Here is a 25,879-nt window from a genome sequence, read left to right as displayed (position 1 = left end):
GGCTCCGACCGACGATCAGCCGAAGACCGGGGCGAGCGCCTCGACGAGCTGCTGCACGCCCAGCACGACGAACATCAGCGCCACCAGCGCCAGGATCACGTTCGTGACCGGCTTGTTGCGCCACCGCTGCGGCACCCGCGAGGAGTTCATGAGGATGAGCAGCGTGATCGCCAGGAACGGCATGAACAGCGAGCCGAGCGCGCCGTACGCGACGACGAGCGCGATGGGCTTGTCGAGCAGGAGCAGCAGCATCGGCGGGAACGTGAGCCACAGGATGTACGCCTTGTAGTACGTGCCGCCGGACTTGCGGCGGGGGTCGTCCTCGGCCAGGCCCCGGGCGGTCGCGACGAAGTCCGCGAACATCAGCGAGACGCCGTTCCACACCCCCAGCACCGACGAGAACGAGGACGCCCAGAAGCCGATCAGGAACAGCGGCGCCATGAACGCCCCGTACCGCTCGGCGAGCACGTCGGCGAGGTCGACCAGCCCTCCCTCGCCGTCGGCGACGGTGATGCCGGAGGAGTACAGCAGCTCCGCCCCCACGATCAGCATGGAGATCACGAAGACGCCGGAGATCACGTACGCCATCGCGTTGTCGATGCGCATGACCTTCATCCAGCGCGGCGTGTGCCAGCCCTTCTCCTTGAGCCAGTACCCGTAGGCCGCGAGCGTGATGGTGCCGCCGACGCCGCCGGCGAGGCTCAGCGTGTAAAGGATCGAGCCCTCGGGGATGCGCGGCACCAGGCCCCCGAGGACCTGGCCGAGGTTCGGCACCGTGAGCACCGCGGAGCCGACGATCGTCACGAACATGACGCCGACGAGCACGGCGATGACGACCTCGAACATCTTGTATTTCCCGAGCCACACGATGGCCGCGCCGATCAGCCCCATGGCGATGGCGAACCAGATGAGGTCGACCTGCGGGAACAGCGCGACGAGCGGCAGCGCCGAGCTCGACATCGCCGCGGCCCCGTAGCTGAAGCCCCACACCACGATGTAGATGCCGAAGTAGACGCTGGCCCATGCGCCGAGCGACTTCCAGCCGTCGAAGATCGTGCGGTTCGTGGCCAGCGACCACCGGCCCGCGCCCTCCACCAGCACGATCTTGATGACGACGCCGAGCACGGCCGCCCACAGCAGCGTGTACCCGAACTTGCTGCCCGCGACGAGCGTGGCCACCAGGTCCCCGGCGCCGATGCCGGTGGCCGCGACGACCAGCCCCGGGCCGACCAGCCGCCAGCGTGGGCGTTCCACGTCCGTGCCGGGGTCGAGGTCGCGGTCGAGGGGTGTGACGTCCTTGTCAGCCATGTCGCCGGAGGCTACCGCACGGAGGTTTCGGTCCTGTGACCCCTCGGGCGCGTCGCGGGCTCGAGTTGCACGATTCCCACAAGGGGACGGGCGCTGCACACTCCTCTCCCCGCCGCGACTGTACGACCTGCACAAACACCGAGCCTCGACTCGTGCGGCACCGGTGCGTGACCCGCCCCGCCGCGCGCCCCTAGCGTCGTCGTCATGACCGCAGCTGCACTCCCCCTCTCCCCCGCCCGCCCGCGCCGCGTCCTGGCGGACCTGCTGCCCGGCGCGCTCGCCCGCGACGTCGTGCTCGTGGTCGCCGTGGCCGCCCTGACGGCGCTGGCCGCCCAGGTCGTGATCCCGGTGCCCGGGCTGCCGGTGCCGCTCACCGGCCAGACGTTCGCCGTCCTGCTGGGGGCCGCCGCGCTCGGACCGTGGCGCGGGGCCGCCGCGCAGGCGGTCTACCTCACCGCGGGCGTCGCGGGGCTGCCGGTGTTCGCCGGCTCGACGGCGGGCTGGGAGTCCGTCGCCGGCGCGAGCGGCGGCTACCTCGTCGGGTTCCTCCTCGCGGCCGTGGTCGTGGGTTCGCTCGCCCGCCGCGGCGCCGACCGCCGCGTCCTGTCCACGGTCGGCACCTACGCGCTCGGCTCCCTCGCCGTCTACGCCGTGGGCGTGCCCTGGCTCGCCGCGAGCACCGGGATGCCCGTCGGCACCGCCCTGCTCACCGGCGCCGTCGTCTTCCTGCCCGGCGACGCCCTCAAGGCCGCGCTCGCCGCCGCCCTGCTGCCGACCGCGTGGCGCCTCGCGCGCTGACCGGGAGAACCGCGACGTGCGTGCTGACTTGTTCCTCAACCCTCAGTGTTGAGGAACAAGTCAGCACGCACGTCGCGTCGCTCGGTCAGGCCCGGGTCAACGCCCGGTCAGAGGTGCGACACGGCTCGACCAGGCCGCAGGTTTCGCCCGTCGACGCCGTCCCGGAAAGGGCTACCGTGGGCGCCGAGGCCCACCATCCCGGGCCGCGCCACCCCTGCCGGCCCCCCACCCGGGGCCACCGGCACCGTGTCCTGGAGGACCCGTGACGACGACGACGTCGATGACCTCGACCCCCCTGCCCGACACCCCGCTCGATCGCCTCGACGACCGCCCGGCCGTCCGGTCGGGCTCCCCGCTCGACACCGCGCACAGCCAGCTCGCCAGCGCCGTGGCCGTGCTCGGCTACGACGAGGGCCAGCACCGGATGCTCGCCACCCCGCGCCGGGAGATCCACGTGGCCGTGCCCCTGCGGCGCGACGACGGCGAGACCGTCCTGTTCCACGGCTTCCGCGTGCAGCACAACATCTCCCGCGGGCCCGGCAAGGGCGGCCTGCGGTACGCGCCCGGCGTCGACATCGACGAGGTGCGGGCGCTGGCCATGTGGATGACGTGGAAGTGCGGCATCGTCGACCTGCCCTACGGCGGCGCCAAGGGCGGCATCGCCATCGACCCGCGCGACTACTCGACCGCCGAGCTCGAGCGCGTCACCCGCCGGTACACCTCCGAGATCATGCCGATGATCGGCCCGGACACCGACGTCATGGCGCCCGACATGGGCACCGACGAGCAGACCATGGCCTGGGTCATGGACACCTACTCCGTCAACCGCGGGTACACGATCCCCGCCGTCGTGACCGGCAAGCCGCTCGCCGTGGGCGGCTCCCGCGGACGCGGCACGGCCACCAGCGCCGGCATCGTCCACGTCACCGCCGCCGCGCTCGCCGAGGCCGGTGTCCCGCTGACCGACGTGACGGTCGCCGTGCAGGGCTTCGGCAAGGTGGGCTCGCACGCCGCGGCGATCTTCGCCGCCCGCGGCGCCACCGTCGTCGCCGTGAGCGACCAGTACGGCGGGCTCCGCAACGACGCGGGCCTCGACCTCCCCCGCCTCCTGGAGCACGTCACGGCCACCGGGACCGTCGTCGGGTTCGACGGCGCCGACCCGCTGTCCAACGCGGACCTGCTCGGCCTCGAGGTGGACGTCCTCGTGCCCGCCGCCGTCGAGGGCGTACTCGACGGGTCCACCGCCGCGACCGTCCGCGCCCGCTGGGTCGTCGAGGGCGCCAACGGCCCCACGACCACCGACGGTGACCGCGTGCTCGCCGCGAACGGCGTCACCGTCGTGCCGGACGTGCTCGCGAACGCCGGCGGCGTGGTCGTCTCCTACTTCGAGTGGGTGCAGGCCAACCAGACGTACTGGTGGTCCGAGCAGGAGATCGCCGACCGCCTCGAGCACCGCATGACGTCCGCGTACGGCGACGTCTCCGCGCTCGCCGGGCGCGAGGGCCTGTCGCTGCGCGACGCCGCCCTGGTCATCGGCGTGCAGCGCACCGCCGAGGCGCACCGCATCCGGGGGCTGTACCCCTGAGCACCGACCGGACGGACCCCACCGGCACTCGGCCGCCCGCGGCCGACGACCTGGCTCCCCTGGTCGCGCGGCTGCGGGCGGCGGGCTGCGTGTTCGCGGAGGACGAGGCCGCGCTGCTGCTCGATGCGGCCACGCACCCCGAACCGGCGGCTCGGCGCGGCACTTCGGGTTCGGCGCGGCAGTTCGGACTGCCGCGCCGAACCGGAACTGCCGCCGTCCCGGACGCCGTCGACGCCGACCGTCTCGAAGAGCTCGTCGCACGACGGGTCGCGGGCGAGCCGCTGGAGCACGTGCTCGGGTGGGTGGGGTTCGCCGGCCGTCGCTGGTCGGTGGGGCCCGGGGTGTTTGTGCCCCGCCGCCGCACGGAGCTGATGGTCGCGGCGGCGCTCGCGCTCCCCGCGCCGGCGACGGTGCTCGACCTGTGCTGCGGGTGCGGCGCGGTGGGCGGGGCCGTGCTGCTCGGCCTGCGCGCCGCCGGGGCCGACCCCGTGCTGCACGCCAGCGACGTCGAGCCGGCCGCCGTCGCGCACGCCCGCCGCAACCTGGCGCCGCTCGGCGCCGCGGTGCACGAGGGCGACCTGCTGGCCGTCGTCCCGGCCGTGCTGCGCGGCCGCGTCGACCTGCTGCTGTGCAACGCGCCCTACGTCCCCACCGACGCCATCGCCACGATGCCGCCCGAGGCGCGCGACCACGAGCCCGCCGTCGCGCTCGACGGCGGCGCCGACGGCCTCGACGTCCTGCGCCGCGTCGTCGCGGCGGCGCCCGGCTGGCTCACGCCGGGCGGGTCGCTGCTCTTCGAGGTCGGCACCGGCCAGGTCGCGGGCGCGACGGCGCTGGTCGAGACGCACGGCCTGCGCGCCGCCGTCGTCACCGACGAGGACCCGGACGCCGACGACGCCACCGGCGGCACCGTCGTCGTCGCCACCCTGAGCGCGAGTCAGAATCTGCCGAGGTAGTTCGAAAAATGCCGAGGTAGTTCGAGTGAACGGGCGGCCGGTAGACCGCCCGTCGTCCTCGAACTACCTCGGCATTTTTCGAACTACCTCGGCAGATTCTGAACTACCTCGCGCTCAGGCGCGCGGCTGCTTCTCCGCCCAGTCGGCGAGGGTGACGCGCGGGCCGGTGAAGAACGGCACCTCCTCGCGCACGTGGCGGCGGGCCTCGGTGGCGCGCAGGTCGCGCATGAGGTCGACGATGCGGTGCAGCTCGTCCGCCTCGAACGCGAGCAGCCACTCGTAGTCGCTCAGCGCGAAGGTGCTCATCGTGTTGGCGCGGACGTCCTTGTAGCCCGCCGCGGCCATGCCGTGGTCGCGCAGCATCGTGCGGCGCTCGTCGTCGGCCAGCAGGTACCAGTCGTACGAGCGCACGAACGGGTACACGGAGAGGTAGTCGCGCGGGCGCTCGCCGGCGAGGAAGGCGGGGACGTGGCCCTTGTTGAACTCCGCGGCGCGGTGCAGCGCCACGACCGACCACTCCGGCGCCAGCGACGCCCCGAGCCGCGAGGCGCGCAGCCGCTGGTAGGCGCCCTGCACCGACTCGACGGACGGCCCGTGCACCCACACCATGAGGTCGGCGTCGGCGCGCAGGCCGGCGACGTCGTACACGCCGCGCACGACGACGTCGCCCTCGGCGCGGGCCGGGTCGCGGGCGTCGTCGGGCTGGCCGTCCCACAGGGCCGCCTCCGCCTCGGCGGCGAGCTCGGCACGCTCCGCGTCCCCGGCGGGCAGCGGCTCGGCGGTGGAGAAGACCGCGATCATCGCGTACCGGATGGACTCGTTGATCGCGGCGGCGTCGACGGTCTCGCCGGTGTCGCCGTGGATGTGGCTGTCGGTCATGACGTCCTCTCGGTCCGGGTCAGGAGTTCAGGTCGACGCCGCACAGGGCGGGCACGCCGCTCGGCTCGCCGTCGCGGCGCAGGCAGCATCCGGGGGCGCACACGGAGCGGAACGCGGGGAGGTCGCCGACCGTCTCCTCCGTGACCTCCTCGCCGCGGGCGATCGCCGCGCGCTCGAGGAGCAGGTCCACCAGGCCGGACACGAACGCCGGGCGGGTGCCGACGGTGCCGGCCCGCACGGCCGTCATGCCGAGCTCAGCGGCCGTGGCCATGGCCTCGGTGTCGAGGTCGTAGGCCACCTCCATGTGGTCGGAGACGAAGCCGATCGGGGACAGCACGACGTCCTTGAGCCCCTCGCCGGCACGCTCGGTGAGCAGGTCGTTGACGTCGGGCTCGAGCCACGGCTGCGACGGCGGGCCGGAGCGCGAGCAGTACGCCAGCTCCCACTCGACTGCGTGGCCGCGCACCTCGGAGACGACGGCCGCGATCACGGCGGCCACGTCGAGGTGCTGGGCGGAGTAGGTCGCGTGCGAGATGCGGGACGCCGCCTCCATCGTGTCCGGGATGGAGTGCGTGACGAAGACGAGCTTCGCCGCGGCCGGGTCGCCGCCCTTCGCCTCGAGCGCCTCGTAGCCCTCGAGCACGGCCTCCGCGTTGGCCGCGACGAAGCCGGGGTGGTTGAAGTAGGAGCGGATCTTGTCGAACTGGACGCCGGTGGAGCCGTCCTCGCCGAGCTGGCCGCGCTTCTGCAGCGTCACGGCGAGGTCCTCGCGGTACTGGCGGCAGCCCGAGTACGACGAGTAGGCCGAGGTGACGAGGGCGACGGCACGCTGCGCGCCCAGCCGCTCCAGCTCGTCGATCGCGTCGGTCGTGTACGGCTCCCAGTTGCGGTTGCCCCACACGACGGGCAGGTCGAGGCCCCGCTCGGCGAGCTCGGCCTCGAGCGCCGCCTTCAGCGCGAGGTTCTGCTCGTTGATGGGGCTCTTGCCGCCGAAGCCGTAGTAGTGCTCGCCGACCTCCTCGAGCCGCGAGTCGGGGATCCCCTTGCCGGCGGTCACGTTGCGGAGGAACGGGACGACGTCCTCCGGCTTGTTCGGACCACCGAAGGAGTACAGGAGCAGGGCGTCGTAGGGGCCGGCATCGGCCGACTGGGGGGTCAGCGACATGACTGACATCATGGCACCGGCTCGGATCCCGGCCCGACGAGAACGACCGCTGCCCGACGTGACGTTGAAGGCACGCCTTGTCATCTCGCGTCCCGGTCCCCGTTCGGGAGCTCCGTCAGCCCGACGACGGCCTGTCGGGGATGCCGGGCTGCGCCTGCCGCAGCCGGTCGAGCAGGTCCCGCATCCGTTCGAGCTCGTCGGGCGGCAGCGCCGGGCCGACGTACTCGGCGATCGTGCGGACGTGGGCGAGCCCCGTCTCGCGCTGACGCCGCGCTCCCTCCGCGGTGAGGCGGACGAGGGTGCCGCGGGCGTCGTCGGCGGGGACCGACCGCGCCACCAGCCCGCGCGTCTCGAGCCGGTCGACCATGCGGGACAGGGACGACTGGGCGATCAGCATCCCCTCGTTGAGGTCGCGCAGCCGCAGCTCTCCCTGCGGCGCCCGGGACAGCGTGAAGAGGACGTCGTACTCCCGCATCGACAGGTCGTGCCAGATGTCGTCGGCCTGGAACCGGCGCATGAGCGTGACCTGCGCCCGGAACAGCGACTCCCAGGCCTCGGCGGCGAGGCGGACGTCGGTGGTGGGGCGGTTCTCGGGGTCGGGCGGGCGTGCGGACGGCGGCGTCGGCTCGGGCAGGGTCACCGTGGCAGTGTGCCGCAGGCCTCCGACGAACGCCCGGCGATGTCTGCGCGGTCGGCGCGACGCCGGGGCTCAGCGGCCCAGGCGCCGCTCCCGCCGGGAGAAGTCGCGCAGGGCGCGCAGGAAGTCCACGCGCCGGAAGTCGGGCCAGTACGCCTCGCAGAAGTACAGCTCCGAGTGCGCGCTCTGCCACATGAGGAAGCCCCCCACCCGCAGCTCCCCCGACGTCCGGATCACGAGCTCCGGGTCCGGCTGGCCCTTGGTGTAGAGGTGGGCGGCGATGTCGTCGACGTCGATCCGCTCGGCCAGCTCCTCCAGCGACGCCCCCGTGGCGGACTCCTGCTTGAGGTAGGACCGCACGGCGTCGGCGATCTCGTGCCGGCCGCCGTAGCCGACGGCGACGTTCACCTGGAGGCCCTGGACGTGCTTCGTCGCCTCCGCCGCGGCACGCACGGCCTCCGCGAGCTCGCCGGGCAGCAGGTCGAGGCGGCCCACCACGCGCAGCCGCCAGCGCCCCGACCCCGCGAGGTCCTGGATCGCGTCGCGGATGATGTCGAGCAGGTCGGCGAGCTCTGACGCGGGGCGCGCGAGGTTGTCGGTGGACAGCATCCAGAGCGTGACGACCTCGACGCCGAGCTCCTCCGCCCAGCCCAGGAACTCCGCGATCTTGTCCGCGCCGCGCCGGTGGCCGGTGGCCGCGGTCTCGCCGAACGAGCGGGCCCACCGCCGGTTCCCGTCGAGGATGACGCCGACGTGCCGCGGCGTCTGCGCCGTCGGCAGCGAGGCGGCCAGGCGCCGCTCGTACAGGCCGTAGAGCAGGTGGGGCATGCGCACGCGGGACCTCGGGGGTTCGGGCCGGACCGCGGGCGCGCGACGGCGCGGGCACCCGGCGGGACGGGGACGGACGGAGAGCGGGTCAACGGTACCGCTCCCGCAGACCCGCAGGTCCGGGGCCTGGCGACGCACCGGGACGCCCCGCAACCCCTGCGCACGATCTTCACCGCCCGAGGTCGCCGCGTCCGCACCACGTCGCCTACGCTGGCGTAACCTACGGATGCGTAGGTTAGTTTCGACCGAGAAGGAGCACCCGTGGCAGCAGCCGCCCAGCCCCACGGCCGCCGGCACGACCGGGTCGACGTCGACGACGTCAAGGAGGTCGCCCGCGAGGCGAAGGGGGTCATGGGCGAGGCCGTGCAGACCGTGTCGGCCGCGGCCGCCGGGAAGCCGGCCCTGCTCAAGCCCCACCTGCGCGGCTGGATCCATGCCGTGACGGCCCCGCTGGCGCTGGCCGCCGCGATCGTGCTCGTCGTCCTCGCCGACACCACCGCCGACAAGGTCGCCTGCGCGATCTTCGGCGTCACCGCCGTCATGCTGTTCGGCACCAGCGCCGTCTACCACCTGGGCACCGGGAGGTGGTCGCCCCGCACCGCCGCCGTCCTGCGGCGCCTGGACCACGCCAACATCTTCCTCATCATCGCCGGCACGTACACGCCCCTGGCCGTGATGCTGCTGCCGCGCGGCACCGCCACCGTGCTCCTCGCCGTCGTCTGGGGCGGAGCGATCCTGGGCCTCGTCGGGCGCGTGCTGTGGATGAGCGCGCCGCGCTGGCTGTACGTGCCCGTCTACGTGGCGCTGGGCTGCGTGGCCGTCGGCTACATCCCGCAGTTCTCCGCCGCGGGCGGCGCCGCCGTCGCGTGGCTGGTCGCCTCGGGCGGCATCGCGTACATCCTCGGCGCCGTCGTCTACGGCACGAAGTTCCCGAACCCGTCGCCCCGCTGGTTCGGGTTCCACGAGATCTTCCACGCGCTCACCGTGGTGGGCTTCACCTGCCACACCGTCGCGATCTACCTCGCCGCCCTCTGACGTGCCCGCGGGCGGCGCCCGGCGGGCTCAGGACGCGGGCACCACGAGGTAGCGGCGGTTCGCCAGCGACGGGTTCTGCCGGCGCACCTGCGCCAGGGGCTCCGGGTCCAGGTCCACGGTGCGCACCTGCGGCGTCTCGTCGAGCTCGAGGCCGACGACGCCGTCCGGACCCGCCAGGAGCGACCGCCCCACGAGCCCCGGGCCGGCCATGCCGACGCCGATGACCACGGCCGTGTTCTCGATCGCCCGCGCCCGCAGCAGCGTGCGCCAGTGGTCCGCCTTGAGCGGACCGTCCACCCACGCCGCCGGGACGACGATGACGTCCGCCCCGGCGTCCACGAGCCGGCGCGCCGACTCGGGGAAGCGCAGGTCGTAGCAGGTGACGACCCCGAAGGTGAGGCCGCCCAGGCGCAGCACGAGCGGCGGCACCCCGGGCGGGCCCGCCTCCAACCGGTCGGACTCGCGGCTGCCGAACGCGTCGTAGAGGTGCACCTTGCGGTACGCGCCGACGACGGCGCCCCCCGCGTCGACCGCGACCACGGTGTTGAACGCGCGCGTCGGCGGCTCGGGCGCCGAGCCCACCGTCGGCGTCGTCCCCGTGATCGCGGGCAACGACCCCGTGACCGCCGGGAACGAGCCCGTCACGGTCGGGAAGGCGCCGCTGACGGCGGGGAACGTCCCGCTCACCGCCGGGTGCTGCCCCGTGCCCGTGGACGGCGGGCCGTAGGAGGGCAGGGTCGTCCCCGCCACCACCGCGACGCGGTACCGGGCGGCGTGCTGGCGCAGCATGGTGACGAACGGGCCGTCGAGCGGCTCGGCGTGCTCGACCCCGACGCCGTGCGCGTCGTAGCCCGAGGAGTACTCGGGCAGCACCAGCAGGTCCGCCCCCACGCGGCCGGCCGCGAGGAAGGCCTCCGCGACCGCCTCGCGGTTGGCGTCGTGGTCGGCCGTGATCGCCAGCTGGCCGACCGTGACACGCACGCTGGAGCTCATCGCCCGGGCTCGCCGTCCGTGCCGTCGCTCCTGCCCGCGTCGTCGGCGCCGTCCCCCGCGTCGTCGCGCGACGTGTCGCCGCCGGACGTCGCGTCGGGGTCCCCGGGGCGGCGCACCGGGCCGTCCAGCCCGAAGTGCTTGGGCTCCTCGAGCGGGATGCCCTGGTCCTCCGCGTTGCGCTGCGCACGGCGCAGGTGCCGCGTGAGCGACAGGAACAGCAGCACGCAGGCCACGGCCACCGCGAAGGTCGCCACGAAGCCGGCCAGGCCGGGCGTCACCTGGAGCTCGTCGGGGCCCTGGGTCGGGCTGGGGCTGGGGCTGGGCACGGCGGCGAGGAGCGCGGTCCAGGCGGCGCTCATCGGTCCCCCTCGCGCAGGCCGGCGAACAGGTCGTCCTCGGGCAGCGTCGTCGGCACGCGCGCGTCCGCGAGCTCGTACTCCTCCGTGGGCCACACGTCGGCCTCGAGGTCGCGCGGCACGGCGAAGAAGAACCCGGCCGGGTCGATCTGCGACGCGTGCGCCACGAGGGCGGCGTCACGCTGGGCGAAGTAGTCCGCGACGGCGACGCGCGTGGTCGCCTCCCGCTCGGGGATCTCCCGGGCCGCGCGCGACTCGATCCAGTCACCGAACGGCGACTCCAGGCCCGCGCCCTGCATGGCCTCGTGCACGGCGCGCATCCGCGCCATCGAGAAGCCATGGTTGTAGTACAGCTTGAGCGGCTCCCACGGCTCCGCCCCGCCCTCGACGACGTACCGGGAGGCGTCGCCGGCGGCGTGGTACGCCTCGAACGACACCTCGTGGCACTTGACGTGGTCCGGGTGCGGGTACCCGCCCGACGGGTCGTAGGTCGTCATCACGTGCGGGCGGAACTCGCGCACGAGCTCCACGAGGGGCGCGGCCGCCTCCTCGAGCGGGACGAGGCCGAACGAGCCCTCCGGCAGGGGCGGCAGGGGGTCGCCCTCCGGCAGGCCGGAGTCCACGAAGCCGAGCCACGTCTGCCGCACGCCGAGCGCCTCCGCCGCGGCCGCCATCTCCAGGCGACGGACCGCCAGGCGGCCCTCGATCGTGTCGAACTCGTGTCCCTCGGGCACCTGGAAGCTCGGGTTGAGGACGTCGCCCCGCTCGCCGCCGGTGCAGGTCACGACGAGCACCTCGACTCCTTCGGCGGCGTACCGCGCGGTGGTCGCGGCGCCCTTGCTGGACTCGTCGTCCGGGTGCGCGTGCACCGCCATCAGACGCAGGGGCTCGTGCCGCGGGGTGGGCGGCGCGGTGGGGGCGGAGGACAAGGTCCCTCCCGGGGTGACGGGTCGGCTGCGAGGTTCAGGGACAATGGTGCACCATGAGCGACCCCGTCAGCCCCACTCCCCCCTCCGACCGGTACGGCGCGCAGCCCGGTCGCCAGGACGGTCGACGGCCGCTCGGGACGGCGGCGAAGGTGGCGATCGGCGCCGTCCTCGCGGCGGCGGTCGGCGTGACGGCCTGGTTCTCGGTCGAGCAGACCCGTCGGGACCCGGTGACGGTGGAGATGGTGGGCTTCGACGTCCCCGACGCCGAGCAGGTGGACGTCACCTTCCAGGTGCACATGCCGCCCGGCACGACGGCGGTGTGCGAGGTCGAGGCGCTCGCGCAGAGCTATGCCCAGGTCGGCACGCTCGACGTGCCCGTCGGGCCCGCCGAGCAGCAGACGTCCACGTACTCCGTCACGGTCCGCACGTCCGAGGAGGCCACGACCGCGGTCGTCGAGACCTGCGACGTCGTCGACCCGTCCTGACGCCACCCGACGCCGCTCCCGGTATCGCCTCGCGGCCTCCCGACCGGAACCTCGCCGTCCTCCCGAGGCCCAGGCCTGGGTTCTGGCGCCCCGCCGGGCTATCCTGAGGGATTCACACGCAGTCCTGCCCAGCCGACGCGCGTGCCGACGCCCGTCGGTCGCCCGCGCACGGCCGAATCAGGCCATCGAGCACCACGAAAGGAGAGCCCTCGTGACCGAGAGCACTGTCACCTGGCTCACCCAGGAGGCTCACGACCGGCTGCAGGCCGAGCTGGAGCACCTCTCCGGCCCCGCCCGCACCGAGATCGCCGAGCGCATCGCCGCCGCCCGCGACGAGGGCGACCTCAAGGAGAACGGTGGTTACCACGCCGCCCGCGAGGAGCAGGCGAAGAACGAGGCCCGCATCCGCGAGCTCACCGAGAAGCTGCGGCACGTGCAGATCGGCACGCCCGCCGACGACGGCGTCGTGGAGGCCGGCATGGTCGTCACCGCGGTCGTCGCCGGGGACGAGATGACGTTCCTGCTCGGCTCCCGCGAGATCGCCGGCACCACCGACCTGGACGTGTACTCGCCGACGTCGCCGCTCGGCGCCGCGATCGACGGGCACCGCATCGGCGAGAAGGTGGCCTACACGGCGCCGAACGGCCGCGAGATCCCGGTCGAGATCCTCAAGGCCACGCCCTTCGCGGGCTGACCTCCGCCGGGCCCGGCCCGGAACCGACGCATGCCGTGGGCGTGCCCGTCACGGACGGGCACGCCCATCGTCGTCCCTGGGCGCCCACCGGCCGCGACCCGCCGTTTGTCTCACGATACGAGACACATGGAGATCTGCAGAGCTGTCGATGATGCGTCGATGGCCGACACGATCTTTCGTTGCGCTGCCAACGATCCACGGCCCGCCGTCGCGCCCCCTCGGTCGAGGAATGGTCATGACGGAGGTGAACTTTCCCCCGCGATGCGTCTATGGTCGATGGCGGTATGGACACGACGGACACCGCAACGACCAACCATTCGACCGACGACAGCTCGACCGACGCCACGGCGTCGTCCCGTGCGACCGCACCCCTCGCGGGGCTCACGGTGCGCCCGCCGACGACGACGGACGGCGCCGCGATGTGGCGCCTGGCGCGCGACTCGGGCTCGCTCGACCTCAACTCCTCCTACGCCTACCTGCTGCTCGCGGACCACTTCGCCGCGACCTGCCGCCTGGCGTTCCTCCCCGACGGCCCCGACGGCCCTGACGGCCCCGACGCGGAGGGCGACGCCGTGGGCTTCGTCTCCGCGTACCGGCTGCCGGCGGACCCCGCCACGCTCTTCGTGTGGCAGGTCGCCGTCGACCCGCGGGCCCGCGGCCGGCGCGTCGCCGGGCGGCTCCTGGACGCCGTCGTCGACGGGGCCCCGGACGACGGCGGCCCCGCCGTCACCCGGCTGCACACCACCGTCACCACGGACAACGCGTCGTCCCGGCGCCTGTTCGCGCGGTGGGCCGCCGCACGGGGGGCGACCCTGCGCGAGACGACGGGCTACGAGGCCGAGCACTTCCCGGACGGTCACGAGGCCGAGCCGCTGCTGGTGATCGAGGGCATCCGCCCTCCCCGTTGACGTCCGTACCTCTCAGGTCCCCAGACCTCGGGCTGCGCCGGTTCGGCGCGCAGGTGACGACGCAGCCCTCTCCACCACAACACCGCACCGGCGCGCACCACCTCAAGGAGTGTCCTTCGTGACAACCCCGACCGTCCCCACCACCGAGGCGTCCGCCGCCGACGACCCGCTGGGCTTCACGGCCCTCGAGTCGGAGGTCCGCAGCTACTCGCGCTCCTGGCCCGTCGTGTTCGACCGTGCCTCCGGAGCGACGGTCTACGCCGAGGACGGCACCGAGTACCTCGACTTCTTCGCCGGCGCCGGCACCCTGAACTACGGGCACAACAACCCGCTGCTCAAGCAGGTGCTGCTGGACTACCTGACCGACGACCGCATGGTGCACACGCTCGACATGTTCACCTCGGCACGGCGCGAGTTCCTCGAGACGTTCAACGAGGTGATCCTCGAGCCGCGCGGCCTGGACCACAAGGTCGTGTTCCCGGGCCCGGGCGGCGCCAACGCGGTGGAGGCGGCCCTCAAGCTGGCGCGGAAGGTGACGGGCCGCGAGTCCGTCATCAACTTCACCAACGCGTTCCACGGCATGACGCTGGGCGCCCTGTCCGTCACGGGCAACTCCATGAAGCGCGGCGGCGCCGGCATCCCGCTGGTGCACGCGACGCCGATGCCGTACGACGACTACTTCGACGGCGACGTGCCCGACTTCGTGTACCTGGAGCGCCTGCTCGAGGACAGCGGCTCGGGCCTCAACGCGCCCGCCGCCGTCATCGTCGAGACCGTGCAGGGCGAGGGCGGCATCAACGCCGCGCGCGCCGAGTGGCTGCGCGGCCTGGCGGACCTGTGCAAGCGCCACGGCATCCTGCTGATCCTCGACGACATCCAGATGGGCTGCGGCCGCACCGGCAAGTTCTTCTCGTTCGAGGAGGCCGGCATCGTGCCCGACATCATCTGCCTGTCGAAGTCGATCTCCGGCTACGGCCTGCCGATGGCGCTCACCCTCGTGCGCCCGGAGCTGGACATCTGGGAGCCGGGCGAGCACAACGGCACGTTCCGCGGCTTCGCCCCTGCCTTCGCGACGGCAGCCGAGGCGATCCGCACCTACTGGACGGACGACACGCTCGAGACCGCGACGATCGACAAGGGCGCGCTGGTCGAGGCGCACTTCAACTCCCTCGTCGCCCGCTACGGCGACGACGTGCTGGTGGCCAAGGGCCGTGGCCTCGCGCGCGGCCTGCAGACGCCGGACGGCGAGACCGCGGGCCGGATCTGCGACGAGGCGTTCTCCCGCGGGCTGCTCATGGAGACCTCCGGCCCCGACGGCGAGGTCGTCAAGCTGCTGCCGCCGCTGACCATCACGTACGACGAGCTGCAGCGCGGGCTGCGGATCATCAGCGAGTCGGTCACCGCCGTCCTGGGCTGACGCCCGCGGCCGACGGCCCGTCCACCCGAACCACCGCACCACGAACCACCGGAGGTACCCCCATGCTCGTGCGCACGCTCGACGAGATCACCGACACCGACGCCGACGTCAAGAGCGAGAACTGGCGCTCGAAGCGGATCATCCTGGCGAAGGAGGGGGTCGGCTTCTCCGTGCACGAGACCACCCTGTACGCCGGCACCGAGAGCTTCTTCTGGTACGCCAACCACATCGAGGCCGTCTTCATCACGTCCGGCGAGGGCGAGATCGAGGACCTGGGCACCGGCGAGGTGCACCAGCTCAAGCCCGGCTCGCTGTACCTGCTGAACGACCACGACAAGCACAAGGTGCGCCCCCGCACCGACATCACGTGCGTGTGCGTGTTCAACCCGCCGGTCACCGGCCGCGAGGTCCACGACGAGAACGGCGTCTACCCGCTCGTCACCGAGCCGGAGGCCGCGGCGGTCTGACGACGTCCGACGCGCGCGACGCACGCCCTGTGGCCGACCCGGCCGCAGGGCGTGCGTCGTCTCAGGCCGGCGGCGCACCGCCCAGGGCGGCCAGGCGTGCCCGCAGCAGCCGCCTGTCGCCCTCGCGGTCGACCTGGTCGAGGGCACGACGCAGCTCGACGACGGCGTCGGCGGGCCGGCCCGCGCGCGTCAGCAGGTCCGCCCGCAGCGCCGGCAGCAGGTGGTAGCCCGCGAGCGCCGGGTCCTGCGCGACGGCGTCGACGGCGACGAGGCCCGCCTCCGCGCCCTGCACCTCGGCCACCGCGACCGCCCGGTTGAGCGCGACGACGGGCGACGGCGCCAGGTCGAGCAGCACGTCGTACAGGGCGAGCACCTCCGCCCAGTCCGTCTCCCCCGCGGTCGCGGCCCGGCAGTGCAGCGCCGCGATCGCCGCCTGCACCTGGTACGGCCCCGGCCGGCGTGCCGCGAGGGCCGCGTCGAGCACCGCCAGCCCCTCGTCGATCTCGTCGCGGCGCCAGCGGGAGCGGTCCTGCTCGGCCAGGGTCCGCGCGACGCCGTCGTCCCCGCTGCGGGCGTCACGGCGCGCGTGCTGCAGCAGCATCAGGGCGAGCAGGCCGCGGGCCTCGGGCTCGCGGGGCAGGAGCCGGGCGGCGAGCCGTGTCAGCCGCACGGCGTCGTCGGCCAGCGCCCGGCGCTCGGCACAGCCCTCGACGTCGCCCGCGGGCTCCGCCCAGGCGTCGTAGCCCTCCGTGAACAGCACGTAGAGCACGCCGAGCACCGCGTCGGTGCGCTCGGCCAGCAGCCCCGGCGGCGGCACCCGGAACGCGATGCCGGTGGCACGGATGCGCCGCTTGGTCCGGACGAGCCGCTGGGACATCGTCGCCTCCGGCACGAGGAACGCCCTCGCCACCTGGCCCGTCGTCATGCCGGTGAGCGACCGCAGCGTGAGCGCCACCCGGCCGTCGAGCGGCAGGGCCGGGTGACAGCACGTGAACAACAGCCGCACCAGGTCGCCGTCGGGGTCGTCGGGCGACCAGCCCGCGTCGTCGAGGCCGCGCTCGACCTCGTCGTGCACGCGGTCGGCGGCCCGGCCCGGCCCGTCGACCCGCTCGCCGCGCCGCGCGGCGGTCACGCTCTTGTCCGCCTCGACCCGGCGTCGGCGCAGCACGTCCAGGGCGTGGCGCCGCGCCGTCGTCGTGAGCCAGGCGCCCGGCCGGTCGGGCACGCCGTCGCGCGACCAGGTGCGCAGCGCGGTCGCGAACGCCTCCTGCGCGGACTCCTCCGCGAGGTCCAGGTCGCCGGTGGCGCGCGCCACCGCGCCGAGGACGCGCCCCCACTCGGCGCGGAAGGCGTCCTCGACCGCGGCGGCCGGCGCCGTCACGCCGGTGCGGTCCCGTCGGTCGGCCAGAACGGGTGCACCTCGACCGTGCCGCCGCCCCAGGAGCCGGGGTGCTCCGCGGCGATCGCGAGCGCCGCGGAGAGGTCGGGCGCCTCGACGACGTCGAAGCCGCCGATGACGTCCTTCGTCTCGGTGAACGGTCCGTCCGTCACCAGGGTGCGGCCGTCGCGCACGCTCACGCGTCGCACGTCGGCGGCCGGGCGCAACCGCTCCCCCAGCACGCGCGAGCCGTCGGCGTCGTGCCGGCGCACCCAGTCCTCGATGTCGCCGTCCGGCCCGCGGTCGGGCACGTCGGGCTCGATCACCAGCAGCAGGTAGCGCATCACGCGCCCCCGTCCGTCGCGCCGGCGCCGTCGAGGCCCAGCGGCCAGAACGGCCGCAGCTCGATGGCGCCCCCGTGGGCCACGGGGTGCTCCGACGCGATCGTGATCGCGGTGTCGAGGTCGGGCGCCTCGATGACGTCGAACCCGCCGATGGCCTCCTTCGTCTCCGAGAACGGGCCGTCGGTCACGAGCGTCCGCCCGCCCCGCACCCGCACCCCGACGGCGTCGCCCGGCGGCCGGAGCCGGTCGCCCAGCACGGCGGCGCCGCTGCCGTAGTACTTCTCCACCCACCCCTCGATGGGCGGCGCCCCCGCCGCGTCGTCCGGCCGCAGCTCCGGGTCCTCGGGGGTGGACAGCACCAGCATCAGGTAGCGCACGACGATCTCCTTCGGTCGGTCTCATCCTGCACGGCTCGGGTGGCCGTGTACACGAGCACGACGAACGGGAGCGTCCCGGACAGACACCTCGCCGACGACTACTTGATCCCCGTGCTCGCGATGCCCTGCACGAACGTCTTCTGGAAGACCAGGAACACGACGAGCAGCGGCACGACGGCGACGGTCGCCACGGCCATGACAGCGCCCCAGGGCGAGCTGAAGGCCGGGTTGCTCGTCAGCGTCGAGAGCCCGACGGGCACGGTGAGGCTCTCGTTGCCCTGCAGCACGACCAGCGGCCACAGGAAGTCGTTCCAGCGGTTCATGAACCCGAGGATGACGAGCACGCCGACCAGCGGCCCGCACGACGGCAGCACCACCCGGAAGAAGGTGCGCAGCTCCCCCGCCCCGTCGAGCCGCGCGGCCTCGACGAGCGCGTCCGGCACGCCGAGCATGAACTGGCGGGCGATGAAGATCCCGACGACGTCGAACAGGGTCGGCAGGATCACCGCCCACGGCGAGTCGACCAGGCCGAGCCGCGCGACCACGAGGAACGCCGGCACCAGCGTGACCTGGATGGGGATCATGATCGTCACGAGGAACACGGCGTACAGCAGCCCGCGCCCGCGGAACCGGTACTTCGCGAGGGCGTACCCGGCGCCGAGGGAGACGCACACGGACAGGGCCGTGCCGACCGTGGCGACGAGGAACGAGTTGCCGAGCCAGTGCCAGACCGGCTGCGTCGCGAAGACCTCGGTGAAGTTGCCGGTGGTCGGCGCGGCGGGCCAGAGGTAGAACTCGCTGCTCTGCGACTGCCCGCCCGGGGTGAGGGCCGAGACCACCATCCAGTACAGCGGGAAGACGACGACGATCGCGACGGCGGTGAGCCCGGCGGTGAGCAGCCAGCGGCGGCGGGACGACCTGCGCTCGCGCGGGGAACGACCGGGGCGGGGCGCCGCGGGCGGCGCGGGGCGGGCGGGGACGGCGGTGGCGGTCACAGGAGCTCCTCGGCTTTCTTCGTCGCCCGCTGCCGCAGCAGCGTGAACACCAGCAGGATCAGCACGAGCAGGAGGCCGAGCGCCGCCGCGTAGCCCATGCGGGCGTCGGCGAATGCGGAGCGGAACACGTACTGGATGAGGACGGTGGTGGAGAAGCCGGGGCCGCCGCCGGTCATCACGTAGATGACGTCGAAGGCCTGCAGCGAGAACACCACGTTGAGGATGAGCAGGATCGACGTCGTCGGCGCGAGCATCGGCACCGTGAGACGCCGGAACCGCTGCCAGCGGCTCGCGCCGTCGATGGCGGCGGCCTCGCGCAGCTCGGAGGGGATCGACTGCAGCGCGCCCAGGTAGATGACCATGCAGAAGCCGATGCGGGTCCACACGACGACGAGCACCAGCGTGAGCATCGCCGTGCGCGGCGAGGTCAGCCACGGCAGCCCCTCGAGCCCGACGGCCCGGAGCGCGTTGTTCGCGACGCCGTAGTCGGGGTTGAAGATCCACGACATGATCACGCCGACGACGACGCCGGCGGCGACCATCGGCACGAAGAACAGCGCCCGCAGCAGGCCCCGGCCGGGCAGCGGGCGGTTGAGCGCGACGGCCAGCGCCAGGCCGATCGCCATCGCCGTCGGCACCGTGCCGACGGTGAAGACCACCGTGTTGAGCAGCGCCGTGCGCAGCAGCGGGTCGGACAGCATGGTGCGGTAGTTGTCCGCGCCCACCCAGCTGCCCTCGCCGAGGGTCGCGGTGTCCTGGAACGACAGCGCGACCGCGATGACGATCGGGACCAGCGAGAACGCCAGGAAGAGCAGGGCGGCGGGGCCGACGAACAGGTACGGCGCCCACCGCGCGCGGCGTCGTGGGGGTGGAGCGCCGTCGGGCACCGTCGACCGGGTCCTGGGCGCGGGCCCGCCCGCCGTGTCGCGGGCCGGAGCACCTGGGGCCGTGAGGGTCTCACCGTGTGGTGACACTGCGCATCGCCTCCGTCATCTGGGCGCCGCACTCGGCGGGCGTGAGCTCGCCGAGGAAGCACAGGTCGAGGTAGTCCGCGAAGACCGAGTTGAGCGAGCTGAAGTACGGGCCGGACTGGGCGCGCACCATGGACAGCGGGATGGTCGAGGCCTGGTCGATGAACTGCTGCATCGTGGCCTCGTGCCGGTCGTAGCCGATGTCGGCCGCGTCCAGCGAGGAGCGGGCGGGCAGCCAGTTGCCGCGCCGGCAGAACTCGGCGACGTTGGTGCGGCTCGTGAGGAACGCGACGAGCTCGGCCGCCAGCTCGGGGTGCTTGCTGGACCGTGTGACGGCCAGCGCGTTGCCGCCGAGGTCGGACGCCTCGCCCCCGTTGCGGATCATGTACGTGGTGCCCCACTCGTCCGGCCGCGCCTCGTCGAGGGCCGCGATCGCCTCGGGGTTGTCGAGCAGCAGCCCGGTCTGCCCCGTCGCGAACAGGTCGCGCCCGACAGCGCCGCCGCCGGACTTGCTCATGTTCGCCGGCGAGACGAGACCGTCGGCGTACCAGCGGCGGCCGAAGTCGAGCGCGCCGACGGCGGCGTCGGTGTCCATGCTCGGCGTCTCGCCGTCCTCGCCGAGGAACGCGCCCCCGTTCTGGTAGACGAGCGGCATCCAGCGGTACGCCGTCTCGGGGCCGCTCCAGCCGTAGCCGAAGCCGTACCGGCCGGTGATCTTCTGCGCCTCGGCGGCGATCTCGAGGAACTCGTCCCACTGCCACGCCTCGTCGAGGGTCTGCGGCACGTCGACGCCGATCTGCTCGATCACGCGCTTGTCGTAGTAGGTGATGAAGTTGTCGGTGTGCTGGAAGACGCCGAACAGGCCGTCGGCCTTGGCCCCGATCGCCCAGAACGGCTCCGACCAGTCGTCCTGGTACTCCGGCGGCACGGCGCCGGTGAGGTCGACGAGGCTGCCGTTGGCGGCGTAGCGGCCGATCTGCTGCGGGGTGATGCGAATGATGTCGGGGGCCAGGTCCGCGGCCAGCCGGGTGATGAACCACTGGTGGAACTGCCCGGTCGTGACCTCCACCGCGACGCTGGTGCCCGGGTGCGCGGCGACGAACTCGTCGGCGAGCGCCTGGTAGGACTCCAGGTCCAGCGGGATGTTCCACGAGGACAGCCGCAGGTGCTTGGTGCCGGTCGGGGCTCCGGAGCACGCCGCGAGCGCCCCGGCCACGCTGATCCCGGCCACCGCCAGGAAGCTGCGCCGGGACAGCCGGCGGACGGCCGGGCGCCTGCCGGGCACCGCAGGGGTCGGCATGTCGTCTCCTCTTCGTCGAGGGAATGTCGGGACGGCGCGGCGCGCGGCCCCGTGAGGCGGGTGCCCCGGCCACGTCGCCGGGGCACCCCGGGCGCTCAGCGCGCCAGGACGGCCTCCCGCTCCGGGGCGGGGGCCGACGCCGGGCGCAGCGCGGCGGGCAGCAGCGCGGCGTGCGCCTCGAGCAGCTCGTCGGTCATGGACCGGATCTGCTCGAGCGTGCAGTGCGCGGCCGTCAGCGGGTCCAGCGCGACGGCGTGGTGGACGTGCTCGACGTCGCCGGTCAGGGCGGCGCGGACGGCCAGCGTCTGCACGTTGACGTTGGTGCGGTTGATCGCCGCGAGCTGCGGGGGGAGCTCCCCGAACGACGTCGGCTGCACGCCGTTCGCGTCGACGAGGCAGGCGACCTCGACGCACGCGTCGTCGGGCAGGTTGGTGATGACCCGGCCCGCGTTGGGCACGTTGCCGTAGACGACGGCGGGCACGCCCGTGACCACGGCGTTGACGATCGACGCCCCGTACTCGACCGACGGGCTGAGGTCGGCCTTGAGCCGCTCGAGCTGCTCGTCCACGTCGCCCTGCTCGTCGTGGGCGGAGCAGATCTCGTAGTAGTCCCAGCGCTCCGGGATGTAGCTCAGGACGGTGTCGGCGTCCTTGCGGAACCACGGCACGTACTCCGACGCGTGGTGGCTGGACTCCGTCTCGAAGTACCCGAAGTGGTTCATGAGCGCGGTGCGGACCTGCTCGTTGCCGCCCTCGTAGGTGCTGGCGGCGAGCGCGGCGTCGGAGTGGTCGCCGTCGTCGGCGAGCAGGTCGGCGGCCGCGCGCCCGGGGACGTGGCGCTCGCGCATGACCTCCCGCAGGCGCGGGTACAGGTCCTCGCCGCCGCGGCGGAACTCGAGGATCCAGGCCTGGTGGTTGATGCCCGCGCAGCGGTAGGACACCTCGTCGTAGGGGACGCCGAGGGTGCGGGCGAGCATCCGCGTGGTGCCCTGCACGCTGTGGCACAGGCCCACGGTGCGCAGCCCGACGGCGTTGAGGTACGCCGTCGCCATGGCCATGGGGTTGGCGTAGTTGATGAACTGCGCGTCGGGGCAGACCTCGAGCGCGTCGGCCGCGATGTCCTGGTAGGCGCGGACCGAGCGCAGGAAGCGGAACACCCCGCCGGGGCCGACGGTGTCGCCCACGGTCTGGTCGACGCCGTACCGGCGCGGGATCTCGACGTCGTGCCGGTAGGAGTCCACGCCGCCCACCTGGAAGGTGATGATGACGAAGTCGGCCCCGTCGAGGGCCGCGCGGCGGTCGGTGGTCTGCTCGACGACCGTGGGCAGGCCGTGGTGGTCCACGAGCTCGCGCGCGGCGCCCGCCACCCGGTCCAGCCGGCCGGCGTCGAGGTCCATCAGGCAGAGCGTGGCGTCGCGCAGGGCCGGGAAGCTGAGCAGGTCGCCGATGAGCCGGAACGGGAACACGAAGCCGCCGGCGCCGATGATGGTGATCTTCGGGGAATGAGCCATGCAGCGACGCTAGGCCCGAGGATGGCGGTCGATCCTCCGGATCGGTCGCCCCGGTTTCCGGGATCCTTCGACCGTCCTAGGATCCCCGCATGACGCTGACGGTCGACGACGTCCGCCTGGAGGAGGCCGCCCTGTGGGTGCGCCGAGGCGCGCCCCCCGTGATGGAGCACCCGCACCGGCACGACGACCTCGAGCTCAACCTCGTGCACACCGGGTGCCTGGAGTACCTGTTCGGCGGGTCGACGCTGCGGGTCGAGGCGGGCGAGGTGGCGCTCTTCTGGGGCGGCACGCCCCACCAGCTCGTCGACCCCGAGCCGGTGGAGTCCACCGTGTCGTGGGTGCACGTGCCGCTCACCGAGGTGCTCGGCTGGGCCCTGCCGGCCGAGCGGATCGCCGTGCTGCTGCGCGCCCGTCCCGTCGTCGTGCCCGCGGCCGCGCTGCCCCGCGACGTCGACGCGCTCTTCGCGGCCTGGCACCACGACGTCCTCGCGGGGACGGAGCACGCCGTCGTCATGCTGGAGGTGCAGGCGTTCGTGCGCCGGGCGCTCGCGGCCGCCGAGGCCGCCGGCAGCGGGCCCGGGCGCGACGCGGCGGCCGGCCCGGAGCCGTCGGGCGCGGCGGCGCGCGCCACCGCGATGGCCCAGTTCGTCGCGGAGCACTACCGCTCGCCCCTCACCCCGTCGGACGTCGCGCGGGCGGTGCACCTCAGCCCCAGCCATGCGATGACGCTGTTCAAACGGGTCGTGGGCACCACCCTCGGCACGTACATCGCCCGGTGCCGGGTGGCGGAGGCGCAGCGTCTGCTCATCACGACGGACGCGACCACGGTCGAGGTGGGGCACGCCGCGGGGTTCACGTCGCAGAGCAGCTTCTACGACACGTTCCGCCAGATCTGCGGGTGCGCGCCCGGGGACTACCGGCGCGCGCTGCGCTGACGGGACCCGGCCCAGGTCAGGAGACCGCGAACCCCGCCGCCCGCAGGCGCTCGACGACGGCCTCGCAGTGTTCCTGGCCCTTGGTCTCGAGCTGCAGGTTCACGAGCACCTGCGACACGGTGAGCGTGGTGTCCGTACGGGTGTGCTCCACCTGCACGATGCTGGCGCCGGCGCGCGCGACGACGTCGAGCAGCTCGGCCAGCGAGCCGGGCTTGTCGTCGATGCACACCCGCAGCTGCAGGTACCGCCCGGCGGCGACGAGGCCGTGCTGGACGACGCGCAGCAGGAGCAGCGGGTCGATGTTGCCGCCCGTGAGGACGGGCACGATCGTGCCGGGCAGCGAGCCCGGCTCGGCGGCGAGCACCGCCGCGACCCCCGCGGCGCCCGAGGGCTCCACGATCAGCTTGCCCCGCTCGGCCACGAGGAGCAGGGCGCGTGACATCTCCTCCTCGGAGACGGTCCGCACCTCCACCCCCAGGCGCGCGAGCACCTCGAAGGGCACGTCGCCGGGGGTGCCGATGGCGATGCCGTCCGCCATCGTCGCGCCGAGCGCGCGCGGCACGGGGCGGCCCGCGACGAGGGACTCCGGGTACGCGGCGGCCGTCTCCGCCTGCACGCCGACCACCTTGACGTGGGGTGCCGCCTCGGCGAGCACCGTCGCGATGCCCGCGACCAGGCCGCCGCCGCCCAGGGGCACGACGACCGTGCCGACGTCGGGCACCTGCTCGAGGATCTCGAGCGCCACCGTGCCCTGCCCGGTGACGACGTCGAGGTGGTCGAACGGGTGGATGAGCGTGCGCCCGGAGCGGGCGGCCTCCGCGCGGGCGGCGACCAGCGCGTCGTCCACGGACTCGCCGACCTGCCGCACCTCGGCGCCGTAGCCGCGCGTGGCGCGCAGCTTGGGCACGGAGGCGTCCACGGGCATGTAGACGATGGCGTGGATGCCGAGCATCTGGGCGGCGAGCGCCACGCCCTGCGCGTGGTTGCCGGCGCTGGCCGCGACGACGCCGCGCGCCTTCTCCTCGTCGGACATCCGGCTCAGGCGCGTGTACGCCCCGCGGATCTTGAACGAGCCCGCGCGCTGCAGGTTCTCGCACTTGAGGACGACGGGAGCGCCCGCCACCTCGGACATCGCACGGAACGCCTGCACCGGGGTGCGCGTGATGACGCCGTCCAGGAGGGCCGCGGCGGCGCGGACGTCCTCGAGGGTGACGCGGTCGATCGGGGGGTGTCCTGCCACTGCGCCGTTCTCTCCTGCCCTGCCTGTCAGCTGCTCGCGTCGGGCGAGGAAGGGCCGTCGGTCGTGCTGCCGCCCGAGGTGCCGCCCGTCGTCGCCGTCTCCTGCGACGACGCGCGACCCGACCAGAGCAGGGTACCGGGCAGCTGAGGTCGCCGGCGCAGCAGCGGCACGTGGTCCTCGGTGCCCAGCTCGGGGAACTTGTCGTGCCCGTGCAGGTACAGGAGGATCGTGTTGAGCACGGCCGCGAGCGGCACGGCGAACAGGGCCCCGACGATCCCCGCGGCGAGGCTGCCGGCGGCGACCACGAGCACCACGGCCACCGGGTGCAGGGACACCGCGTGGCCCATGAGGAACGGCTGCAGGATGTGGCTCTCGGCCTGCTGCACCAGCAGCACGATGCCGAGCATGATGAGCGCGGCGACCCAGCCGTTCGCCACCAGCACGACGGCGGTGGCGATGGCGCCGGTGACGATCGCACCGATGATCGGCACGAACGACCCGATGAACACGAGGATGCCGATCGGGAGCGCGAGCGCCGGCACGAAGAACGCGGACCCCACCCCGATGCCGACGGCGTCGACGAACGCCACGAGGATCTGGGTGCGCACGTACGCCGACAGCGTGACCAGCCCGCGGCGGCCGGCCTGGTGCACGTTCTCCCGGGCCCGCACGGGCAGCAGGTTGACCAGCCAGGTCCAGATGGTGCGGCCGTCGAGCAGGAAGAAGATCGTGCAGAACAGGGCGATCACCGCGCCGACGAGGACGTGCCCCACGGTGGTGGCCGCGCCGAGCGCGCCCGAGACCAGGCCGGAGCTCTCCACGACAGAGTCCTGCAGCTGCTGGCCGTAGTCCGACAGCTGCTTCGAGTCGAGGCTCAGCGGCCCCTCGGCCAGCCACGTCGTGAACTGCTTGAAGCCCGCCACCGCCTGGTCGGCGAGGTCCTGGAACCCTCCGACGATCGAGCGTCCCGCCAGCGTGACGAGCGCGCCGACCAGCACGATCAGGCCGACGATCGAGATCGCCGTCGCCAGGCCCCGGCGCACGTGCCAGCGCTCGAGGGTGCGTCGCACCGGGGCCAGCAGGATCGTCAGCAGCAGCGCGATCGCGACAGGCACGACGATCGTCTTCAGCGCCGCCAGCAGCCACAGCAGGCCCGCGACGGCCGCCGCGATGAGGAGGATGCGCCACGACCAGGAGGCCGCGGCACGGATGCTCAGCGGGACGGCGTCCGCGCCGGAGGGAGAGGTTCGGTCCGAGCTCACGCCAAAACCTTAGGTGGCCTGCGGGCACGACGCCCGAGGGCCACGCCCGGCGCCGCGCCGGGGCCCGGCCAGCACCCGGGATCTTCACGGCGTGTCCACACGTCGGTCTCCCGGGCGCACGGATGT

The 25,879-nt window shown here is 73.6% G+C and carries 27 protein-coding genes; 10 read left to right on the top strand and 17 right to left on the bottom strand.

Going from position 1 to position 25,879, the window contains the following annotated elements:
• Window positions 1-15: 15 nt before the first annotated feature.
• Complete coding sequence (locus ACH436_RS08460) at window positions 16-1,308, bottom strand: Nramp family divalent metal transporter (RefSeq protein WP_430559749.1); 1,293 nt, start codon at window positions 1,306-1,308, stop codon at window positions 16-18.
• A 204-nt stretch (window positions 1,309-1,512) separates the two neighbouring features.
• Here ACH436_RS08460 and ACH436_RS08455 point away from each other — a divergent pair, with 204 nt between their 5' ends.
• The 3 genes from ACH436_RS08455 to ACH436_RS08445 all read left to right on the top strand — a co-directional run bounded on the left by ACH436_RS08455 (window position 1,513) and on the right by ACH436_RS08445 (window position 4,647).
• The gene (locus ACH436_RS08455) at window positions 1,513-2,106 is read left to right on the top strand and encodes a biotin transporter BioY (protein ID WP_430559748.1); all 594 of its coding nucleotides are present in this window, start codon (window positions 1,513-1,515) and stop codon (window positions 2,104-2,106) included.
• Between the two features lie 280 nt (window positions 2,107-2,386).
• Complete coding sequence (locus ACH436_RS08450) at window positions 2,387-3,691, top strand: Glu/Leu/Phe/Val dehydrogenase (protein ID WP_430559747.1); 1,305 nt, start codon at window positions 2,387-2,389, stop codon at window positions 3,689-3,691.
• Window positions 3,692-3,780: 89 nt separating this feature from the next.
• Window positions 3,781-4,647: a putative protein N(5)-glutamine methyltransferase gene (locus ACH436_RS08445; protein ID WP_430559746.1), complete on the top strand. Its 867-nt coding sequence runs from the start codon at window positions 3,781-3,783 to the stop codon at window positions 4,645-4,647.
• Between the two features lie 114 nt (window positions 4,648-4,761).
• Here ACH436_RS08445 and hemQ read toward each other — a convergent pair whose 3' ends face one another.
• The 4 genes from hemQ to ACH436_RS08425 all read right to left on the bottom strand — a co-directional run bounded on the left by hemQ (window position 4,762) and on the right by ACH436_RS08425 (window position 8,162).
• Window positions 4,762-5,526, bottom strand: coding sequence for a hydrogen peroxide-dependent heme synthase (gene hemQ / locus ACH436_RS08440; protein ID WP_430559745.1), 765 nt, complete (start codon window positions 5,524-5,526; stop codon window positions 4,762-4,764).
• A gap of 19 nt (window positions 5,527-5,545) precedes the next feature.
• Window positions 5,546-6,691, bottom strand: coding sequence for a ferrochelatase (locus tag ACH436_RS08435; protein WP_430559744.1), 1,146 nt, complete (start codon window positions 6,689-6,691; stop codon window positions 5,546-5,548).
• A 115-nt stretch (window positions 6,692-6,806) separates the two neighbouring features.
• Window positions 6,807-7,331, bottom strand: coding sequence for a MarR family winged helix-turn-helix transcriptional regulator (locus tag ACH436_RS08430; protein ID WP_430559743.1), 525 nt, complete (start codon window positions 7,329-7,331; stop codon window positions 6,807-6,809).
• A gap of 69 nt (window positions 7,332-7,400) precedes the next feature.
• Window positions 7,401-8,162, bottom strand: coding sequence for an isoprenyl transferase (locus ACH436_RS08425; protein ID WP_430559742.1), 762 nt, complete (start codon window positions 8,160-8,162; stop codon window positions 7,401-7,403).
• Between the two features lie 345 nt (window positions 8,163-8,507).
• Between ACH436_RS08425 and ACH436_RS08420 the strand changes: the two genes are divergently transcribed.
• A complete protein-coding gene (locus ACH436_RS08420) occupies window positions 8,508-9,191 on the top strand; it encodes a hemolysin III family protein (protein WP_430559886.1) in 684 nt (227 codons plus the stop codon).
• Window positions 9,192-9,218: 27 nt separating this feature from the next.
• Here the strand turns inward: ACH436_RS08420 and ACH436_RS08415 are convergent, their stop codons facing one another.
• The 3 genes from ACH436_RS08415 to mca are packed head-to-tail and all read right to left on the bottom strand — an operon-like array spanning window position 9,219 to window position 11,415.
• Complete coding sequence (locus ACH436_RS08415; RefSeq protein WP_430559741.1) at window positions 9,219-10,172, bottom strand: carbon-nitrogen hydrolase family protein; 954 nt, start codon at window positions 10,170-10,172, stop codon at window positions 9,219-9,221.
• An 8-nt stretch (window positions 10,173-10,180) separates the two neighbouring features.
• Window positions 10,181-10,543, bottom strand: a complete 363-nt coding sequence (locus tag ACH436_RS08410; RefSeq protein WP_430559740.1) for a hypothetical protein — start codon at window positions 10,541-10,543, stop codon at window positions 10,181-10,183.
• The gene (mca, locus tag ACH436_RS08405; RefSeq protein ID WP_430559885.1) at window positions 10,540-11,415 is read right to left on the bottom strand and encodes a mycothiol conjugate amidase Mca; all 876 of its coding nucleotides are present in this window, start codon (window positions 11,413-11,415) and stop codon (window positions 10,540-10,542) included. Before mca ends, ACH436_RS08410 begins: the two co-directional genes overlap by 4 nt.
• Before the next feature lie 107 nt (window positions 11,416-11,522).
• On the opposite strand from mca, the gene ACH436_RS08400 reads away from it, so the two are divergent.
• From ACH436_RS08400 to ACH436_RS08380, 5 genes are all read left to right on the top strand, one after another.
• Window positions 11,523-11,954 (top strand): DUF4307 domain-containing protein, encoded by a 432-nt coding sequence (locus ACH436_RS08400; protein WP_430559739.1) that lies wholly within the window; start codon window positions 11,523-11,525, stop codon window positions 11,952-11,954.
• Between the two features lie 211 nt (window positions 11,955-12,165).
• Window positions 12,166-12,648: a transcription elongation factor GreA gene (gene greA / locus ACH436_RS08395; protein ID WP_429764557.1), complete on the top strand. Its 483-nt coding sequence runs from the start codon at window positions 12,166-12,168 to the stop codon at window positions 12,646-12,648.
• Between the two features lie 284 nt (window positions 12,649-12,932).
• Window positions 12,933-13,556 carry a diaminobutyrate acetyltransferase gene (ectA, locus tag ACH436_RS08390; RefSeq protein ID WP_430559738.1) on the top strand — a complete coding sequence of 208 codons (624 nt, stop codon included), beginning with the start codon at window positions 12,933-12,935 and terminating at the stop codon, window positions 13,554-13,556.
• A gap of 118 nt (window positions 13,557-13,674) precedes the next feature.
• Window positions 13,675-14,973, top strand: coding sequence for a diaminobutyrate--2-oxoglutarate transaminase (ectB, locus tag ACH436_RS08385; protein WP_430559737.1), 1,299 nt, complete (start codon window positions 13,675-13,677; stop codon window positions 14,971-14,973).
• Window positions 14,974-15,035: 62 nt separating this feature from the next.
• The gene (locus ACH436_RS08380; RefSeq protein WP_430546779.1) at window positions 15,036-15,440 is read left to right on the top strand and encodes an ectoine synthase; all 405 of its coding nucleotides are present in this window, start codon (window positions 15,036-15,038) and stop codon (window positions 15,438-15,440) included.
• A gap of 61 nt (window positions 15,441-15,501) precedes the next feature.
• Here the strand turns inward: ACH436_RS08380 and ACH436_RS08375 are convergent, their stop codons facing one another.
• From ACH436_RS08375 to melA, 7 genes are all read right to left on the bottom strand, one after another.
• The gene (locus tag ACH436_RS08375) at window positions 15,502-16,821 is read right to left on the bottom strand and encodes an RNA polymerase sigma factor (protein ID WP_430559736.1); all 1,320 of its coding nucleotides are present in this window, start codon (window positions 16,819-16,821) and stop codon (window positions 15,502-15,504) included.
• Window positions 16,818-17,162: a YciI family protein gene (locus ACH436_RS08370; protein ID WP_430559884.1), complete on the bottom strand. Its 345-nt coding sequence runs from the start codon at window positions 17,160-17,162 to the stop codon at window positions 16,818-16,820. Before ACH436_RS08370 ends, ACH436_RS08375 begins: the two co-directional genes overlap by 4 nt.
• Window positions 17,162-17,539, bottom strand: a complete 378-nt coding sequence (locus ACH436_RS08365) for a YciI family protein (protein WP_430559735.1) — start codon at window positions 17,537-17,539, stop codon at window positions 17,162-17,164. The genes ACH436_RS08370 and ACH436_RS08365 overlap by 1 nt, the downstream gene beginning before the upstream one ends.
• 98 nt (window positions 17,540-17,637) lie before the next feature.
• Window positions 17,638-18,534, bottom strand: coding sequence for a carbohydrate ABC transporter permease (locus ACH436_RS08360; RefSeq protein WP_430559734.1), 897 nt, complete (start codon window positions 18,532-18,534; stop codon window positions 17,638-17,640).
• Window positions 18,531-19,421: a carbohydrate ABC transporter permease gene (locus ACH436_RS08355; RefSeq protein ID WP_430559733.1), complete on the bottom strand. Its 891-nt coding sequence runs from the start codon at window positions 19,419-19,421 to the stop codon at window positions 18,531-18,533. The genes ACH436_RS08360 and ACH436_RS08355 overlap by 4 nt, the downstream gene beginning before the upstream one ends.
• A gap of 70 nt (window positions 19,422-19,491) precedes the next feature.
• Window positions 19,492-20,805, bottom strand: a complete 1,314-nt coding sequence (locus tag ACH436_RS08350) for an ABC transporter substrate-binding protein (RefSeq protein ID WP_430559732.1) — start codon at window positions 20,803-20,805, stop codon at window positions 19,492-19,494.
• Between the two features lie 95 nt (window positions 20,806-20,900).
• Complete coding sequence (gene melA / locus ACH436_RS08345; RefSeq protein WP_430559731.1) at window positions 20,901-22,316, bottom strand: alpha-galactosidase; 1,416 nt, start codon at window positions 22,314-22,316, stop codon at window positions 20,901-20,903.
• Between the two features lie 89 nt (window positions 22,317-22,405).
• Between melA and ACH436_RS08340 the strand changes: the two genes are divergently transcribed.
• Window positions 22,406-23,251 carry a helix-turn-helix domain-containing protein gene (locus ACH436_RS08340; RefSeq protein ID WP_430559730.1) on the top strand — a complete coding sequence of 282 codons (846 nt, stop codon included), beginning with the start codon at window positions 22,406-22,408 and terminating at the stop codon, window positions 23,249-23,251.
• Window positions 23,252-23,267: 16 nt separating this feature from the next.
• On the opposite strand, the gene ilvA is transcribed toward ACH436_RS08340, so the two are convergent.
• Both ilvA and ACH436_RS08330 read right to left on the bottom strand, forming a co-directional pair.
• Window positions 23,268-24,491 carry a threonine ammonia-lyase gene (gene ilvA, locus ACH436_RS08335; protein ID WP_430559729.1) on the bottom strand — a complete coding sequence of 408 codons (1,224 nt, stop codon included), beginning with the start codon at window positions 24,489-24,491 and terminating at the stop codon, window positions 23,268-23,270.
• Between the two features lie 26 nt (window positions 24,492-24,517).
• The gene (locus ACH436_RS08330; RefSeq protein ID WP_430559728.1) at window positions 24,518-25,753 is read right to left on the bottom strand and encodes an AI-2E family transporter; all 1,236 of its coding nucleotides are present in this window, start codon (window positions 25,751-25,753) and stop codon (window positions 24,518-24,520) included.
• Between the last annotated feature and the right edge of the window lie 126 nt (window positions 25,754-25,879).

The sequence above is a fragment of the Isoptericola sp. NPDC019693 genome (assembly GCF_044389085.1).
Lineage (GTDB): Bacteria > Actinomycetota > Actinomycetes > Actinomycetales > Cellulomonadaceae > Isoptericola.
The sequence above is the reverse complement of the archived record's forward strand: the minus strand, read 5'-3'. Positions and strand labels throughout refer to the sequence as shown.